Origin of the sequence: Candidatus Pseudoscillospira sp. SGI.172 (assembly GCF_050313575.1) — a bacterium.
Classification (GTDB): Bacteria; Bacillota; Clostridia; order Oscillospirales; family Oscillospiraceae; genus Vermiculatibacterium.
Genome location: NZ_JBNPLQ010000007.1, coordinates 60,331 through 76,618, shown reverse-complemented (window position 1 = coordinate 76,618; position 16,288 = coordinate 60,331). Strand labels below are relative to the sequence as shown.

Here is a 16,288-nt window from a genome sequence, read left to right as displayed (position 1 = left end):
GAAATATCAGATGAATCGGGATAGAATCCTTTTATGCGGAAGGAGATCGGGAGATGGATTGGATTACGGGGATCCAGCGCGCACTGGACTACACGGAGGAGCATCTGACGGAAGCGCTCGATTATGAGTCGGTGGCGAAGCAGGCCTGTTCGTCGGCGTTTCATTTTCAGCGGATGTTCAGCATGCTCTGCGGATTTTCCCTGGGAGACTATATTCGCATGCGCCGCCTCACCCAGGCCGCGGAAGCACTCCTTGGAACCGGCGATAAGGTCATCGACATTGCGCTCCGGTACGGATACGACACCCCCGAAAGCTTCACGCGGGCGTTTACTCGATTCCACGGGATCACCCCCACCGAAGCAAGACGCGGCGGCACGATCAAATCCTTTTCCAGACTTTCCGTAAAACTGATTTTATCGGGAGGTAGCACCATGGACTACAGGATTGAAAAAAAGGATGCGTTTCAGGTCATCTGCAAAAAGAAGCTGGTGAACAAACCTCAGGGCGAGACCGCCACAGCGGACATTTCGGCATTCTGGAACGAGTGCCAAAAAAACGGCTCTATTGACGCCATCTGCAAATACGGCCGGTTTGACCATGTGAACGGCATTCTGGGGATCTGTTTCTCCGCGGAGATGGCGGATTCCGGCTTCCCCTACGGCATCGGTGCGGAGTACAACGGCGCACCCCTGAACGGTGAAGCGCTGGACATCGTGGAAATCCCCGCCTATACCTACGCGGTCTTTTCCTGCAAGGGGAAGATGCCGGACGCTTTCATAAAAACTTATCGGCAGATCTGCACCGAGTTCTTCCCCCAGAGCAATTACGAGTATGGCAGCGGGGTGGAGCTTGAGGTCTATCCCTCGGCCGAGGTGCAGGATCCCAACTACACCTGCGAAATTTGGATCGCAGTCAGGGAAAAGCAGTGAGCCTCCCCTTCCGCGGGATGCGCCTGCTCCAGTTCTCCTGACAGACGGAGGAGCCGCGGGACCATCCGGTCCCGCGGCTCCTCCGTGCTTTTTAAACGCCGCCCGTTTTCCAGGGCTCCTGTTCTTCCGCCACCGACGGAAAAGGCCTTACCGGGGCTGGGTCGGCCGGGTGGCTGCCCAGCAGTTTTTCCATCCACACCATGTCATACCATCGTCCGAACTTATAGCCGCAGTCGTGGAACCGCCCCACCATCCGGTAGCCCAGTTTTTCGTGGAAGGCCACGCTGTCCCGGGTGAGGTGCTCGTCTTCCCGCTCGGGATAGGCGATACAGGCATTGAGATTGAGGATGCCCTGGGCTTTGAGGCTCTCCTCCAGCGCGTGGTAGAGTCTGCCCCCCACCCCCGCGCGCTTTTTGCTCCGGTCCACATAGATAGAAGTTTCCACCGCCCAGTCGTAGGCGGCCCGGGCGTGGAACGGCCCCGCATAGGCATAGCCCACCAGGACCCCGTCCGCCTCGGCCGCCAGATAGGGATAGCGCTCCTGCACCCGGCGGATCCGCGCCCGGAACTCCTCCAGGGAAGGCGCCTCGTACTCAAAGGTAATGGCCGTGTCCCGGACATAGGGCGCGTAAATGGCCAGCAGGGCCTCTGCGTCCTCAGGCTTTGCCTGTCTGATTTTTACTTCCATCTTTTTCTTCCTCTCTGAAAATAAAGCGGGCGGCACGGCTGTCCGCCATGCCGCCCCCGGCCTTGCCCGTCTAAATTCGTCCGAATGCCTCAGTCATCCTCCCGGGGGGTGCTGAACTCGGAGAAAGTGAGTCTGTGATTGCGCTCCTGGGTCCAGTTCACCGCCCACTGAGAGCCGAAGAGCAGTAGCTGGCGGCCCTTGAAGTCCTCCACCAGCTTGGTGTCGGTGCCGAGGACCAGGTCCTCCTCCTTGGCCGGCTCGCCGTCGTCGGTGGTGATCCACCTGAGATACTCGTAGGGCAGCCCCTCCATGAAGATGTCCACATTGTATTCACTCTTGAGCCGGTACTCCAGCACGTCGAACTGCAGGGTGCCCACCACGCCGACGATGATCTCCTCCATGCCGGTATAGGGGGCCTTGAACATCTGAATGGCGCCCTCCTGGGCGATCTGCTCCGCCCCCTTCAAAAATTGCTTGCGCTTCATGGTATCCAGGGGCCGGACCCGGCGGAAGTGCTCGGGGGCGAAGGTGGGGATGGGGTCGAACCGGAACTTTTTCCCCGGGGCGCAGAGGGTGTCTCCAATGGTGAAAATGCCCGGGTCAAAGACACCGATGATGTCCCCGGCGTAGGCCTCCTCGATCATCTCCCGTTCGGCGGCCATCAGCTGCTGGGGCCGGGAGAGCCGGATCTTCTTTTTGCCCTGGACGTGATAGACCTCCCGGTCGGCGTCAAACCGGCCGGAGACCACCCGCATGAAGGCGATGCGGTCCCGGTGGGCCTTGTTCATATTGGCCTGGATCTTAAAGACGAAGGCGGAGAAGTCGTCGTCCATGGAGTCCACCAGGGTGTCCCCCGCCAGCCGGGGCAGAGGGGGGGTGGTCATTTTGAGGAAGCCCTCCAGGAAGGGCTCCACGCCGAAGTTGGTGAGGGCGGAGCCGAAGAACACCGGGGAGAGCTTGCCGTGCCGGACCTTCTCCAGGTCGAACTCGGCGGCGGCCCCGTCCAGCAGATCCACGTCGTCGGTGAGCTGGCGGTGGAGCCGCTGGCCGATGAGCCCGTCCAGGTTGGGATCTCCCAGCGCCACCGCGGTGGCGGTTGCGGCATGGGCGCCGCCGTTGGAGGTAAAGTGGATGATCTCCCCCTTCTCCCGGTCGTAGACGCCCTGGAACTCCTTGCCGCAGCCGATGGGCCAGTTCATGGGGTAGGTCTCGATGCCCAATTCCCGCTCCAGCTCCTCGCAGAGCTCAAAGGGGTCCCGGGCCTCCCGGTCCATCTTGTTGATAAAGGTGAAAATGGGGATGTCCCGCATGGCGCAGACCTTGAAGAGCTTCCGGGTCTGGGCCTCCACGCCCTTGGCGGCGTCGATGACCATGACGGCGGAGTCGGCGGCCATCAACGTGCGGTAGGTGTCCTCGGAGAAGTCCTGGTGGCCCGGAGTATCCAGAATGTTGACACAGTAGCCCTCGTACTGGAACTGCATCACCGAGGAGGTCACCGAGATGCCGCGCTGCTTCTCGATCTCCATCCAGTCGGAGGTGGCGGCGCGGGTGTTTTTCTTGCCCTTGACCTGTCCGGCCTGGGCAATGGCTCCGCCGTAGAGCAGGAACTTTTCGGTCAGGGTGGTCTTGCCGGCGTCTGGGTGCGAAATGATGGCAAAGGTGCGCCGGCGCTTGATCTCGGATTCGTATTTGGGCAAAGGTGATCCCTCCATGAAATTATAGTTGTTGGCTCCGCTCTGTCACGTCACATCGGGATACCCCTTTTCCAAAAAGTTTTCGCCTTATTATACTGGATTTCCAGAAGCTTGTAAACGGCTCCCCAAAATTTTTTAGAAAATCTCTTGACAAAATGGGTGACTTTTTGTATAATGCACGTTGTCGCTTGCAGGTGTAGCTCATCTGGTAGAGCGCCACCTTGCCAAGGTGGAGGTAGCGAGTTCGAGCCTCGTCACCTGCTCCAAAGGCCTGTCTTTCTTTTCGAGAAAGGCAGGCCTTTTTCTTTGCCCGATTTTTATGATATGCTGGCATAGAGTTATTTATATAACTTGGGGCGGAGATACAATGTGTTAGAAGCTTGTTTTAATAACCCTGTAAAAGGCTCCCTGGCTTTCGCACAGCATTGTGGAAGCGAGTTGTCGAAAACGGTTCCGTGGTCAGTGCTGATATAAGTTACTATGATGATTTGATCAGAAAAGAATTCCCAAAAGATACTTGTAAGACCGCACATATTATGGGGAGCACTTCGGGAAAACAAAAAATACTAACAGGTGACGTTTTCTTTTTCCTTGAAAATATCCGGACCGCCGGCATCCCCCAGCTAACAGGAAAACGGCCGACCCTTTCGGGCCGGCCGTTTTCCCCCGTCCGGATGTGGCAGATCCTTTCGGAGTGAGAGAGTGTGGATTTTCACGAGAGTCGGGGGGACTTTTACGCGATATGGATATCTTAGCCGATTCCGCCGAAGGCGATTCCGGCTATGAACACCACCATGGTCAGCCCGCAGAACAGATATTTGTACAGCGGGTAGTACAGGCTGTTGACCCGCTTGCCGTGGCCCTTGGACACCTCGTCCTCCACGGCATTTTTGCCCCAGATCCAGGCAAAGAAGATGCCGGCCAGTCCGGCGCCCAGGGGGCATACATAGATGGAGACGAAATCCATCCAGTCGCTTACGATACCCTGGATGCAGAGGGAAACGACCAGGCCGATGACGGCGATGGTAATGACCGCCTTGGGACGGCTGAACTTCAGGTTGTCCTGCAGGGTGGCGATGGGCGCCTCGAACAGGTTGACCAGAGAGGTCAGGCCGGCAAAGAGAACGGCCACGAAGAACACGATCATCACGATCTGGCCGCCGGGCATTGCCTTGAACAGGTAGGGCAGAGAGATGAACATCAGGCCCGGGCCGCTCTCGGAGAGGACAGCGCCGGTGGTGGCCATGGCAGGGATAATGACCAGAGCGGCCAGCATGGCGGCCAGGGTGTCGAACACGGCGATCAGGATGGCGGAACTGATGGTATCGGTCTTGTCATCCAGGTAGGAGCCGTAGATCACAGTTCCGTTGCCCGCCAGGGACAGGGAGAAGAAAGACTGCCCCAGAGCATATACGTACAGCATGGGGTTGGCAAACTGCTTGGGATCGATGGTAAACATCCACTTGTAGCCGTCGGCGGCACCGGGCTGGAAGCCGACATAGATGGCCAGACCAATAAACATGAGATAGAACAGCGGGATCATGATCATGTTTGCCTTCTCGATGCCGCCGGCGATGCCCAGCGTCATGATGGCGAAGGTGACCACCAACGCCACGATCTGCCAGCCGTTGTTGCCGAAAGCGGAGGCCATACCGCCGAACGCCGCGCCGAAACCGGCGGGGTCGGCGGGAGCCAGAACGGACCCGGTAAAGGAGCCGCAGGTATATTTCACGATCCACCCCACGACCACGGAGTAGCCGATGGCCAGAGCCAGCGCGCCCAGCATGGGGAACGCGCCGATGAGCTGGCCGATCTTCCTCTTGTCCTCGCCCCGGGAGGCGGCAGCCTCGCCAAAAGCACCGATGGGGCCGGCCTTGGCCCGGCGGCCAAAATTCATCTCGCCCACCACGCCGGAGAACCCGATCAAAATGTCAAAGAGCAGGTAGATTACAAGGAACGCGCCGCCGTAGGTCGCCATGCGGTAGGGGAACAGCCAGATGTTGCCCATACCTACGGCAGAGCCGACGCAGGCCAGAATAAACCCTATTTTGCTGTTAAAACCATCGCGTTTTTCCAATGTTTCGGTACTCATACGCACAAAACACCCCTTTCAATGTTGCGGCAGGAATATCTTCCGATCTGCGGCATCCGGTGTTGGGCACACCGCAGGGAGCTGCCCGTGGGACACAGTCACGTAGCTCTTGGAACGCCGGGAAACGACCGTGCTCGTCGCGGGGAAAACGAGCCTGGAGACGGGGTGCCGGGTGGGTGTTTTTTCATGATACAGTTACCTCCATTTTGACGCGGCGCGCCACTTTTTCTTGGAGATACCCCGGTCATCGGGGATCGGCCTTCCATTCCGATCCTGGCGACTGGCGGACAGTACCTTTGTCTAATTTGCCCTGTTTTGCTTTCACCACCTTGCCGTTATTTGTGTGGTTAACCTACCACATCGACCCTCGCCTTGTCAATCGCACCCCGGCTAAGAAACGAATAAGAACCTCCCCGTCCGGCCGCCTAAGGCCCCTTCTTTGCCGCCGCGCGCCGGCCCCTTCCCCCCGCGTTCCTTTCTGCGCCAAGGATCCGGCTGTGGCGGACCCTTTTGCCGTCCCCGACAGTCCCACCAGATTCGACCCAAAATTCTTTGCCGAATCTTTGCCGCAAAAATGGTACAGTAGGAGGAGAAAATCCACGGGGATCGGCCCGAAGGACTGTCTTTTTTCGCCCGCTGTGCTACAATGGAAAAAACACTCCGAGAAAGGAGAAAACCCATGAAAACACCGGAGACGCTGATCCGGGACGGGCTATACTCGTTTCTGGTCATGGCGGTGGCCTTTGCCGTCAATCTGCTCTTTCAGATCCAGCCCCAGATCCGCTCCCTGATCCCCATGATCTTTGTACTGGGGACCTTTCTCATCTCCCTCAAGACCCAGGGCTATCTCTGGGGCGTTCTGGCCTCGATTCTGGGCGTGTTTGCGGTAAACTACGCCTTTACCCTTCCCTATTTTGCCTTTAACTTCTCCCTGCCGGAAAGCGTTTTTTCAGCTCTGGTCATGTTTACGGTGGCTCTCTCCACCAGCGCCCTGACCACTAAGGTCAAGGAGCAGGAGAAAATGCGCTCGGAGAGTGAAAAGGAAAAAATGCGGGCCAACCTGCTCCGGGCCATCTCCCATGACCTGCGCACCCCCCTCACCTCCATCTACGGCTCGGCCTCGGTGCTCCTGGAAAACTACGACGACCTCCCCCGCGAGCGGCAGTTCAAGATGCTGGAAGAGATGCGCAAGGACTCAGAGTGGCTTATCCGCATGGTGGAAAATCTTCTCTCTGTCACCCGGATCGACGGAGAAAAGGTCCAGGTCATCAAAACGCCCACCGTGCTGGAGGAGCTGATCGACTCCACGCTGGTCAAGTTCCGCAAGCGTTATCCCGAACAGCAGGTGACCGTCTCTATCCCCCCGGACTTCATCAGTATCCCCATGGACGGAATGCTCATCGAGCAGGTCCTCATCAACCTGCTGGAAAACGCCGCGCTCCACGCCAGGGGGATGACCGAGCTGACGCTCATCGTCCGCACCGGAGAGGGCCGGGTGGTGTTTGAGGTTTCGGACAACGGCTGTGGGATTCCCAGGGAACGGCTGGAGCACCTGTTCGCAGGCTATTTGGAACATACCCATGCCCCCGCCGACAGCGGGCGGAGCAACATGGGCATCGGGCTGTCGGTGTGCGCCACCATCGTCCGGGCCCACGGGGGCGTCCTGCAAGCCGAAAACCGGCCGGAGGGCGGTGCGCGGTTCTGGTTCTCACTGGAAATGGAGGGAGAGGACACATGAGCAATAACAAGTACAAAGTCCTTCTGGTGGAGGACGAGGCCAGCATCCGGGATTTCGTGCAGACCATTATGGAGTCCAACTCCTATCAGGTCCTCTCGGCAGAGACCGGGGCTCAGGGGCATCTTCTGTTCCTCTCCCATCAGCCGGATCTGGTGATCCTGGACCTGGGGCTGCCTGATATGGACGGTCTGGACTTTATCCGCCTGGTGCGCAAATCCTCCCCCGTGCCCATCGTCATTCTCTCCGCCCGGACACAGGAGTGGGACAAGGTGTCCGCCCTCGATCTGGGAGCCAACGACTACATCACCAAGCCCTTCGGCACCTCGGAGCTGCTGGCCCGGGTACGGGTTGCCCTGCGCAGCAGCCGGGGCGGCGTGGACTCCCTGCCCGGCGGGAAATTTACCCTGGCGGGCCTGGTGATCGACTACGAAAAGCGGATGGTGACCTTATCCGGAGCGGAGATCCGTCTGACCCAGACCGAGTACAACATCCTGGCCGTGCTGGCCCAGCACGCGGGAAAAATGATGACCTACTCCGCCATTGTCCAGGCGGTATGGGGCGGTTCCGACCCCGGAAGCGTTAAAAAACTCCAGGTCAACATGGCCAACATCCGCAAGAAGATGGGCTCCCGGCCCGGGGAGAGCCGCTACATCGTCAACGAGCTGGGCGTGGGCTACCGGATGCGTGGGGAAGAGGAATGATCCAGCACAAAAAAGGCGCCGGGAACCCGCTCGGTTCCCGGCGCCTTTTCTTTCAAATCATCTGGTCCTCTCTCACACGAATACGGTCTGCACCAAAAACATGTAGAGCAGAGTGCCTCCAAAAATGGAGATGAGGTTGTTGTGCTTCCAGAGGTGAAGCGCAATCACCGCCGCCACGCTGATGAGCTGCGGAAGCCACAGCCCCGGGGCGGTGAAGCGCACGGTGCGCAGACAGTAGACGATGAGCATGGCGATCACCGCCGGGGGCAGCACCCGCCCCAGGTAGAGCACCAGCTGGGGCGGCCGCTCTCCCCGGTCAAAGAGGAGAAAAGGCAGGGCCCGGGTGAGGAAGGTCACCGCCGCCATCACGGCAATGGCCGCCGCCGCATAACCAAATCGGCTCATACCTCAGCCTCCTTTTCTTCCGGCTCTCCCTCGTCCAGCCGGCTCCTCAGGGCCATCAGTCCCGCCACAATGACGGCCAGAGCCGGCAGGAGCATCTGCTCCTGTCCCACCAGGATCAGGAACAGCAGCGCCGCCCCCGCGCCCAGAACAGCGGGCAGATGGGACTTGTAGCTCTCCCACTGTCCCACGGCGATGACTATGAAGAGGGCCGTCATGGCAAAGTCGATGCCCTGGGTGTTGATGGGCAGGGCGGCGCCCAGCATGGCCCCGATCACCGAGCCCAGGATCCAGTAGCTGTGATCCAGCAAAGCAATGGAGAAATAGTAGTTGCGGGGGTCGATCCCCACCGGGGCCCGGGCCGAAGCCAGCAGGGCATAGGTCTCGTCAGTAAGGGAAAAAATCATATACAGCTTCCGCAGGCCCATGCCCCGGAATTTCTCCAGCATGGACAGGCCGTAGACCAGGTGGCGGAAGTTGATGATGAGGGTGAGGAAGGCCACCTCTCCCAGCGCGGCGGCGGAGGCCAGCAGCGTCACGCCCAGATACTGCCCCGACCCGGCATAGACGGTCAGAGACATGAAAAAGGCCCAGATAAAATTGTAGCCGATGGCCTCCAGCATGAAGCCGAAGGCCATCCCGATGGCCAGATAGCCCAGCAGCACCGGCACCGTGGCCGGAAATGCCGCCGCCATGGCTTTGCGATCCATGATCAGTCCCCCTTTTTGGGTGCGTTTAATTGTGTATTTTACCAATACACCGTAAAAAAGGCAAGGCCGCCGGCCGATTTTTTTCAAAATCCCCATTTTTCAGCCCGTATAAAAAGGGGATTCCATTTCCGAGTAAAACGGTCTATAATATAGGGCACTGTGGTTTTTCTTCCACACGGTGTCATTTTTCGGAGGTCTCCCCATGGAAAAACTGCTTTTCATCTACAACCCTCACGCCGGAAAGGGCCGGGTGCGCAGCAAGCTGGCCGGGATCCTCAACGCCTTTACCCGGGCGGGGTGTCTGGTCACGGTCTATCCCACCCAGGGCCCCGGTGACGCAGCCGAGGCCGCCCGGACGCTGGCCTCCGGCTTTGACCGGGTGGCCTGCTGCGGCGGAGACGGTACCCTCCATGAAGTCATCACCGGCCTGCTGGCCCTGCCCGCCGAGCGGCGGCCGCCGGTGGGCTATCTCCCGGCGGGCACCACCAATGACTTCTCCCGGAACCTCTCTCTCCCCGATGGGCTGGAGAATATGGCCGCGGTGGCCGCCGCCGGCACGCCCCGCCCCTGCGACGTGGGCCGGTTTGACGATCAGTTTTTCGTCTACGTGGCCGCCTTCGGGGCCTTTACCGATGTGTCCTACAACACCCCACAGCAGTTTAAAAACATGTTCGGCCATCTGGCCTATGTGCTCAAGGGTGTTTCAGAGATGGCCAGCCTCAAGGGCTACCGCCTCCGGGTGGAGCACGACGGCGGCGCGCTGGAGGGGGAGTACCTCTACGGCATGGTGAGCAACACCGTCTCGGTGGGCGGCCTCATCGGCCTTCCCAGCGAGGAAGTCTCCCTGGACGACGGCCTGCTGGAGGCGGTGCTGGTGCCAATGCCCAAAACTGTGGCCGATTTTCAGGCCGCCATCCGCGGTCTGGCCAGGCAGACCTACGACGCCGAGAGCGGCATCGTGGGGCTTCACTCCTCCCGGTTCACTATCACCTGCGTCGAGCCGGTCCCCTTCACCCTGGACGGGGAGTACGGCGGCGACCACACCCGGGCGGAGATCTCCGCCGTGTCCAGACCCATCTCCATTGTATACGGAACGTGATAAGATGAATTTTGATTACAATGCCGGCATCTTTGATGTCGCGGTCATCGGCGCGGGCCACGCCGGGATCGAAGCCGCTCTTGCCTGCGCCCGTCTGGGGCTGAAAACCCTCTGCTTCACCATCAACCTGGACGCGGTGGGCAACATGCCCTGCAACCCCGCCATCGGCGGCACCGGCAAGGGCCATCTGGTCCGGGAGCTGGACGCCCTGGGGGGCGAGATGGGCAGAGCCGCCGACCGCGCCTGCATCCAATACCGGGTGCTCAACAAGGGCAAAGGCCCCGCTGTCTGGTCCCTCCGGGCCCAGGCCGACCGCCGCCGGTACCAGGAGATCATGAAGCACACCCTGGAGCTCCAGGAAAACCTCTGGGTCAAGCAGGGAGAGATCACCGACATCCTCACCGACGACCGCGGCGCGGTCTCCGCCGTGCGCACCGGCCACGGGGCAGTGTACGCCGTACGGGCCGCCGTGGTCTGCACCGGCACTTATCTGGCCGGGCGCACCATCGTGGGTGAAGTCACCCGTCAGAGCGGACCGGACGGCATGGCGGCCGCCGGAGCCCTGTCCGGGTGCCTGACCAGACTGGGCGTCGGCCTGCGCCGGTTCAAGACCGGCACGCCCCCCCGGGTCAACCGCCGGAGCGTGGACTTTTCCAAAATGGAGCTTCAGCCCGGGGACGAGACCCCCGTCCCCTTCTCCTTCTCCACCCGGACGCCGCTGGAAAACCGGGCGGTGTGCTGGCTCACCTACACCACGGAGGAGACCCACCGGGTCATCCGGGCCAATCTGGACCGCTCCCCCCTCTATTCCGGGGTCATCCACGGCATCGGCCCCCGGTACTGCCCCTCCATTGAGGACAAGGTGGTCCGCTTCGCCGACAAGCCCCGCCACCAGCTCTTTGTGGAGCCCATGGGCCTGAACACCGAGGAGCTGTATATCCAGGGCTTCTCCTCCTCCCTCCCCGAGGAGGTGCAGGTGGAGATGCTCCACACCGTCCCCGGCCTGGAGCACGCCGAGATGACCCGTAGCGCCTACGCCATCGAGTACGACTGCGTGGATCCCACCGAGCTGCTGCCCACCCTGGAGCACAAAAAAGTCCCCGGCCTCTACGGCGCGGGGCAGTTCAACGGCTCCTCGGGCTACGAGGAGGCCGCCGCTCAGGGCCTGATGGCGGGCATCAACGCGGCGTTGAAGCTCCTGGGCCGGGAACCGCTCATCCTGGGCCGGGAACAGGGTTACATCGGGGTGCTCATTGACGACCTGGTGACCAAGGGCACCAACGAGCCCTACCGGATGATGACCTCCCGGACGGAATACCGCCTCCTCCAGCGCCAGGACAACGCCGACCGGCGGCTGGCGGGCATCGGCCATGCCGTGGGGCTGGTGAGCGACGAGAGCTATCAAAGAACGGTGGAAAAATACGCCGCGGTAGCCGCCGAGATGGCCCGGCTGGAAAAGACCGGCTCCCCCCAGGGAAAGCTGGCCGACCTGCTCCGCCGCCCGGAGAACACCTATGACGGCCTCGCGCCGCTGGATCCCAACCGCCCCCAGCTGTCTTTGGCGGTGCGGGAGGCGGTGGAGATCGAGATCAAATATGCCGGCTATCTCCGCCGCCAGGAGCGGCAGGTGGAGGAGATGAAAAAGCTGGAGCGCCGCCCCCTCCCCCCCGATCTGGACTATGAGGGGATGCAGGGCCTCCGTCTGGAGGCCCGCCAGAAGCTGTCCAGGATCCGCCCCCTCAACCTGGGCCAGGCCAGCCGGGTCTCGGGGGTCAGCCCCGCCGACATCGCCGCGCTGATGGTCTACCTTCAAAAGTAGCGGTGCGGGAACTTTTTTCCGCCTTTGCCGTCCAAGAGAGCAAAGGAGGAAAATTTTATGAAACGAAACGCCGTACTGTCTCTTGCCCTGGCTGCCGCTTTGTGCCTGACCGGCTGCGGCGGTCCCACTCCCGCCGTCCCCGACCGCCCTGCGTCCGCCGCGCCGGTCTCCGGGGAGATCTGCGCCTTTTCCTCCCCCCTCGACGCCGCCGGGCGGCTGCTGGCCCCGGAGACGGCCCAGCACCCCGGTGAAAATGTCATCCTCTCTCCCCTGTCCCTGGAGCTGGCTCTGTGCATGGCGGCCAACGGGGCCGCCGGGGAGGCCCGCACCGCCCTGGAGGCGCTGCTGGGCGGCGACACGGATACCTGGAACGCCGCCGCCAAAGCCAGTCTGGCAGAGCGCGACGACACGCTTTTCCTGGCCAATTCCATGTGGTTCAACGAGGGATTGAAGGAGGAAGTGAGCCCCTCCTTCCGGGCGGTTCTGTCCGACGTCTACGGCGCGGAGGAGGCCTTTTTCCGTCCCGGGGATGCCGGAGCGCTCAACCGCTGGGTCTCCCGGGCCACCCGGAAGCGGATCGCCGCCATCCTTACCGACGACGCCCTCACCGAGGACACGCTGGCGGTTCTGGTGAACGCCCTCTATTTTAACGGAGAATGGACAGCGCCCTTTGAGCACGGGCGGAACGTCCGGGAGGGAACTTTTTCCGGGACGGGCGGCAGCGAGGACGCGGAGTTTCTGGTGGGCGAAGAGCATATCTACTTCGAGACCGACCGGGCCTCCGCCTTTGCCAAGCCCTACAAGAACGGCTATGAGTTTGTGGGCATTCTCCCCAAGGCGGGAGGCGTTCCCGACCTGACCTGCCTGGATCTGGACGCCCTGCTGGACAGCCGCACCGGGGAGTACGACGTATCCATCGGCATTCCCAAGTTTGAATTGACCTACGCCGCCTCTTTGAAGGAGACTCTGGCGGGGCTGGGGCTGGGGAGCCTTTTTGCCGACGGCTCGATGAATGCCGCTCTGCGGGAGGGAAGCGCTTACACTGCCTGGGTGGACGACGTGATCCAAAAGACGTACCTGCGGATGTATGAAAAGGGAACCGAGGGCGCAGCCGCCACCGCGGTGGTGAATAAGTGCGGCAGCGCCGCTCCCCGGGAGCCAAAGGAGGTCTTTTTGGACCGCCCCTTTGCCTTTCTCATTCTGGACGGGGAGCAGGTGGTCTTTGCCGGGACGATCAACACGCTGAAATGAGATGATTTTTTGAAGCCAAAGCTGGTTCTCGGCCTCTCCGGAGGTGTGGACTCCGCGGTCTCCGCCCGGCTGCTGATGCGGGACTACGACGTGACCTGCCTCTATCTCTCCATCGGCCCGGAAGCCGCCGGGGAAGAAGACGCCGCCCGGGTGGCGGAGGATCTGGGCCTGGACTTCCGGGCAGCCGACGTCTCGGCGGCGCTGGAGTGCCGGGTGAAGGCCCCCTTTGCCGCCGACTATCTGGCCGGACGCACCCCTCTGCCCTGCGCCCGGTGCAACCCCACGGTGAAATTCCCGGCCCTTCTGACGCTGGCGGACGAGATCGGCGCGGCGTTCGTGGCCACCGGCCACTACGCCCGCACCGCCGTCGGCCCCGACGGCCGCGCCCTGCTGCGCAAGGGGATGCCCGCCAACGACCAGTCCTATATGCTCGCCCGCCTGCCCCAGGAGATCCTGCGGCGGGTGGTATTCCCCCTGGGGGATTACGAAAAGGCCGACGTCCGGGCTATGGCCCGGGATTTCAGCATCCCGGTGGCCGAGAAAAAGGACTCCATGGAGATCTGCTTCATCCCGGACACCGACTACGCCGCCTGGCTGGGCCGCCGGGGCGCCGTGCCCCCGCCGGGGGATTTCATCTCCCCCACCGGAGAGATCCTGGGCCGGCACCTGGGGATCCACCGCTATACCCTGGGCCAGGGCCGGGGCCTGGGGATCTCCGGCCCCCACCGGTACTACGTCTCGGCCATCGACCCCGCGGCCAATACCGTGACCCTCTCGGACGGCAGCGACCTCGCCCGCACCCGCATCCGCTGCACCCAGCCCAACTGGATCGCGCTGTCCGGGCTGGACACCCCCAGGCCGGTGCAGGCCCGGTTCCGCCACACCCACGCCGAGACCCCCTGTATCCTCTCCCCCGTCTCAGCCAAGGAGGTTCTGGTGGAGGCGCAGGTCCCCGTCCGGGCCCCTACGCCGGGTCAGCTGGCGGTCTTTTACGACGGAGACTCCGTCCTGGGCAGCGCCTGGATCGCAAATTAAACGGAACATAAGAGCGCGCCGTCTCCGGGGAGACGGCGCGCTCTTATATTTTGTCGGAAACTCCGGCCCTCCGCTGTGTTCAGCCGGCTTCCCCGCTTCCCTTCCGCAGGGTCTCTTTCCGCCGCTTCAAGATCCCGGAGAATCGGGAGAAAAAGACGATGCCCGTGGTGCCGGCGGCCAGAATATCCGCCACCGGCTCGGCCAGCCACACGGCGAACACCTTGTCCGCCAGGAAGTTGGGGAGGATAAACACCAGGGGGATCAGCAGGATGACCTTCCGCAGCAGGGCCAGAAAGAGAGAGACCTTGGCCTCCCCCAGGGCCACAAAGGTCTGCTGGCAGGCGGACTGGACCCCGAAGGCGAAGATCCCCGCAAAGTAGACCCGGATGGTCCGCCGGGCCACCTCCACCAGTTCGGGCTTGTCGTTGAAGATGGCGATGAACACACCGGGGAAGCACTCCACCACCGCCCAGGCAGCCACCGTGTAGATCACGCAGCTGAAAAAGAGCAGCCGGAACGCCCTGCGGACCCGCTCCATATTCCCCGCGCCGAAGTTGAAGCCCACAATGGGCTGGGCCCCCTGGGCCAGTCCGTAGAGGGGCATGGTGACCACCTGCATCACGGAGGACGCGATGGTCATAGCCCCCACGTACACGTCGCTGCCGTAGGCCTTCAGGGAAGAGTTAAAGGAGATGTTCACCAGGCTCTCGGTGGACTGCATGATAAAGGGGGACACTCCCACCGCCACCACCGGAAGCAGCACGGAAGCCTTGAGCCGCAGCCACTTCACCCGCAGCTTCAGCAGGGTCTTTTTCCCCCGCAGGAAGGCCACCACCCAGACGGCCGAGACCGTCTGGGACAGGATCGTAGCCAGGGCGGCCCCCTCCACTCCCATGTCCAGCCCGAAGATAAAGATGGGGTCGAGCACGATATTGCACACCGCGCCTATGACCACCGTCAGCATGGAAAAGAGGGAAAAGCCCTGGGTGGTGATAAAGTTGTTCAGCCCCAGGGAGAGGAGCACCGACACCGAGCCCCACAAATAGACGCCCAGATACCCGCTGGCATAGGGCAGGGTGTTTTCACTGGCTCCGAAGAGGAGGAGCAGCGGATCCCGAAACACCTGAAACACCGCGGTGGACGCCACCGCCATGACCAGCAGCAAAGCGGCACAGCCGCCCAGAATGGACTCCGCCCCTTCAATGTCCTTCTCCCCCATGCGGATGGCGGCCCGGGAGCCGCCTCCCATCCCCGCCAGAGCGGAGAGGGCGGAGATGAACATCAGGATGGGAAAGCAGACCCCCAATCCGGTGAGGGCCAGATCCCCCACCCCCTTCATGTGGCCGATGTACATGCGGTCCACCACATTGTAGAGGGCGTTGACCATCTGGGCGGCGATGGCCGGAACGGCCAGCTTCACCATCAGCTTCCCCACCGGGGCTGAGCCCAGCGCGTTTTGATCCTCCATCAGTCCCGATCCTCTCCTTCCAGGAAATATGTGGCCTCCATATCGGCCACCGACAGGGCGAAGGCCAGAGGATACTGCTCCAGCGCCTGTCCCACCAGACGGCTGTCCTCCCCGCCGGAGAAGCCCATGTGCCAGCGGATGGCCATGGCCTCCTGCCGGGTGAGCTTCAGAAAGCCGGAGATGATGTACACGGATTTCTCCCCATGGCCGTAGGGCAGGGGATCTTCATAGAAGAAAGTCTGCACTTTCTCCCATTGGCCGGTCTGGTCGTTCTTCACGTTCCGGGTCCCCGGCTTGTAGCAGCCGATCTTGCACAGGTCGTGGAGCAGGGCGGCGATGGCCGCGCTCTCCGGCGGGATCTCCAGTCCGTAGAGCTCCTGGACCCGCTCCCGGGCCAGATAATCGGTCAGGCAGTGGTAAACGTTGAGGCTGTGGTCGCACAGCCCGCCGGCATAGGCCCCGTGAAACCGGGCCGAGGCGGGGCAGGTGAAGAAGTCGGACTTGTTCTCCAGATAGTCCAGCAGGGCCTCGCTCCCCTCCCGGTGGATCCGCTCCCGATAGAGCTCGATAAATTCCTCTTTTCCGCTCATGGCGCTCTCCTTTGAAATTTGTAAATCAGCAAAGGATATTATAGCATACTGCGGAAAAAATGGGAACGGATT

Annotated in this window: 15 protein-coding genes and 1 tRNA gene; 9 read left to right on the top strand and 7 right to left on the bottom strand. The window is 61.7% G+C overall.

The annotated features are described in order from the left end of the window. The first annotated feature begins 53 nt into the window (after positions 1–53). Positions 54–929: an effector binding domain-containing protein gene (locus ACQRD3_RS04660; RefSeq protein ID WP_427780125.1), complete on the top strand. Its 876-nt coding sequence runs from the start codon at positions 54–56 to the stop codon at positions 927–929. A 91-nt stretch (positions 930–1,020) separates the two neighbouring features. Here ACQRD3_RS04660 and ACQRD3_RS04655 read toward each other — a convergent pair whose 3' ends face one another. Together ACQRD3_RS04655 and ACQRD3_RS04650 are read right to left on the bottom strand one after the other, a co-directional pair. Next, positions 1,021–1,617, bottom strand: coding sequence for a GNAT family N-acetyltransferase (locus tag ACQRD3_RS04655; RefSeq protein ID WP_080906435.1), 597 nt, complete (start codon positions 1,615–1,617; stop codon positions 1,021–1,023). 89 nt (positions 1,618–1,706) lie between these two features. Further along, on the bottom strand, positions 1,707–3,314 hold the full coding sequence (locus ACQRD3_RS04650; protein ID WP_427780123.1) for a peptide chain release factor 3: 1,608 nt from the start codon (positions 3,312–3,314) through the stop codon (positions 1,707–1,709). A gap of 187 nt (positions 3,315–3,501) precedes the next feature. Here ACQRD3_RS04650 and ACQRD3_RS04645 point away from each other — a divergent pair. Together ACQRD3_RS04645 and ACQRD3_RS04640 are read left to right on the top strand one after the other, a co-directional pair. Next, positions 3,502–3,577 (top strand) — tRNA-Gly (locus ACQRD3_RS04645). 159 nt (positions 3,578–3,736) lie between these two features. Beyond that, entirely contained in the window at positions 3,737–4,009 is a 273-nt protein-coding gene (locus ACQRD3_RS04640; protein WP_080906437.1) for a DUF3658 domain-containing protein, read from the top strand. Between the two features lie 53 nt (positions 4,010–4,062). On the opposite strand, the gene ACQRD3_RS04635 is transcribed toward ACQRD3_RS04640, so the two are convergent. Beyond that, positions 4,063–5,403, bottom strand: a complete 1,341-nt coding sequence (locus ACQRD3_RS04635) for a sodium-dependent transporter (protein ID WP_080906438.1) — start codon at positions 5,401–5,403, stop codon at positions 4,063–4,065. Between the two features lie 679 nt (positions 5,404–6,082). On the opposite strand from ACQRD3_RS04635, the gene ACQRD3_RS04630 reads away from it, so the two are divergent. Further along, on the top strand, positions 6,083–7,141 hold the full coding sequence (locus tag ACQRD3_RS04630) for an ATP-binding protein (RefSeq protein WP_080906439.1): 1,059 nt from the start codon (positions 6,083–6,085) through the stop codon (positions 7,139–7,141). Next, the gene (locus tag ACQRD3_RS04625; RefSeq protein WP_080906440.1) at positions 7,138–7,842 is read left to right on the top strand and encodes a response regulator transcription factor; all 705 of its coding nucleotides are present in this window, start codon (positions 7,138–7,140) and stop codon (positions 7,840–7,842) included. Before ACQRD3_RS04630 ends, ACQRD3_RS04625 begins: the two co-directional genes overlap by 4 nt. Before the next feature lie 72 nt (positions 7,843–7,914). Here ACQRD3_RS04625 and ACQRD3_RS04620 read toward each other — a convergent pair whose 3' ends face one another. Both ACQRD3_RS04620 and ACQRD3_RS04615 read right to left on the bottom strand, forming a co-directional pair. Beyond that, entirely contained in the window at positions 7,915–8,247 is a 333-nt protein-coding gene (locus ACQRD3_RS04620; protein WP_080906441.1) for an AzlD domain-containing protein, read from the bottom strand. Next, positions 8,244–8,954, bottom strand: coding sequence for an AzlC family ABC transporter permease (locus ACQRD3_RS04615; protein ID WP_427780119.1), 711 nt, complete (start codon positions 8,952–8,954; stop codon positions 8,244–8,246). Before ACQRD3_RS04615 ends, ACQRD3_RS04620 begins: the two co-directional genes overlap by 4 nt. Positions 8,955–9,156: 202 nt before the next feature. On the opposite strand from ACQRD3_RS04615, the gene ACQRD3_RS04610 reads away from it, so the two are divergent. Genes ACQRD3_RS04610 through mnmA form a run of 4 tightly spaced genes read left to right on the top strand, consistent with a single transcriptional unit; the run spans position 9,157 to position 14,158 of the window. Beyond that, positions 9,157–10,053, top strand: a complete 897-nt coding sequence (locus ACQRD3_RS04610; RefSeq protein WP_427780118.1) for a diacylglycerol/lipid kinase family protein — start codon at positions 9,157–9,159, stop codon at positions 10,051–10,053. A gap of 4 nt (positions 10,054–10,057) precedes the next feature. Further along, the gene (mnmG, locus tag ACQRD3_RS04605; protein WP_080906444.1) at positions 10,058–11,872 is read left to right on the top strand and encodes a tRNA uridine-5-carboxymethylaminomethyl(34) synthesis enzyme MnmG; all 1,815 of its coding nucleotides are present in this window, start codon (positions 10,058–10,060) and stop codon (positions 11,870–11,872) included. Positions 11,873–11,929: 57 nt separating this feature from the next. Next, the gene (locus ACQRD3_RS04600; RefSeq protein ID WP_427780117.1) at positions 11,930–13,123 is read left to right on the top strand and encodes a serpin family protein; all 1,194 of its coding nucleotides are present in this window, start codon (positions 11,930–11,932) and stop codon (positions 13,121–13,123) included. 9 nt (positions 13,124–13,132) lie between these two features. Beyond that, positions 13,133–14,158: a tRNA 2-thiouridine(34) synthase MnmA gene (gene mnmA / locus ACQRD3_RS04595; protein WP_427780115.1), complete on the top strand. Its 1,026-nt coding sequence runs from the start codon at positions 13,133–13,135 to the stop codon at positions 14,156–14,158. A 79-nt stretch (positions 14,159–14,237) separates the two neighbouring features. Here mnmA and ACQRD3_RS04590 read toward each other — a convergent pair whose 3' ends face one another. Next, positions 14,238–15,626 (bottom strand): MATE family efflux transporter, encoded by a 1,389-nt coding sequence (locus tag ACQRD3_RS04590; RefSeq protein WP_427780113.1) that lies wholly within the window; start codon positions 15,624–15,626, stop codon positions 14,238–14,240. Further along, complete coding sequence (locus tag ACQRD3_RS04585) at positions 15,626–16,216, bottom strand: HD domain-containing protein (protein ID WP_080906448.1); 591 nt, start codon at positions 16,214–16,216, stop codon at positions 15,626–15,628. Before ACQRD3_RS04585 ends, ACQRD3_RS04590 begins: the two co-directional genes overlap by 1 nt. Positions 16,217–16,288 lie beyond the last annotated feature (72 nt).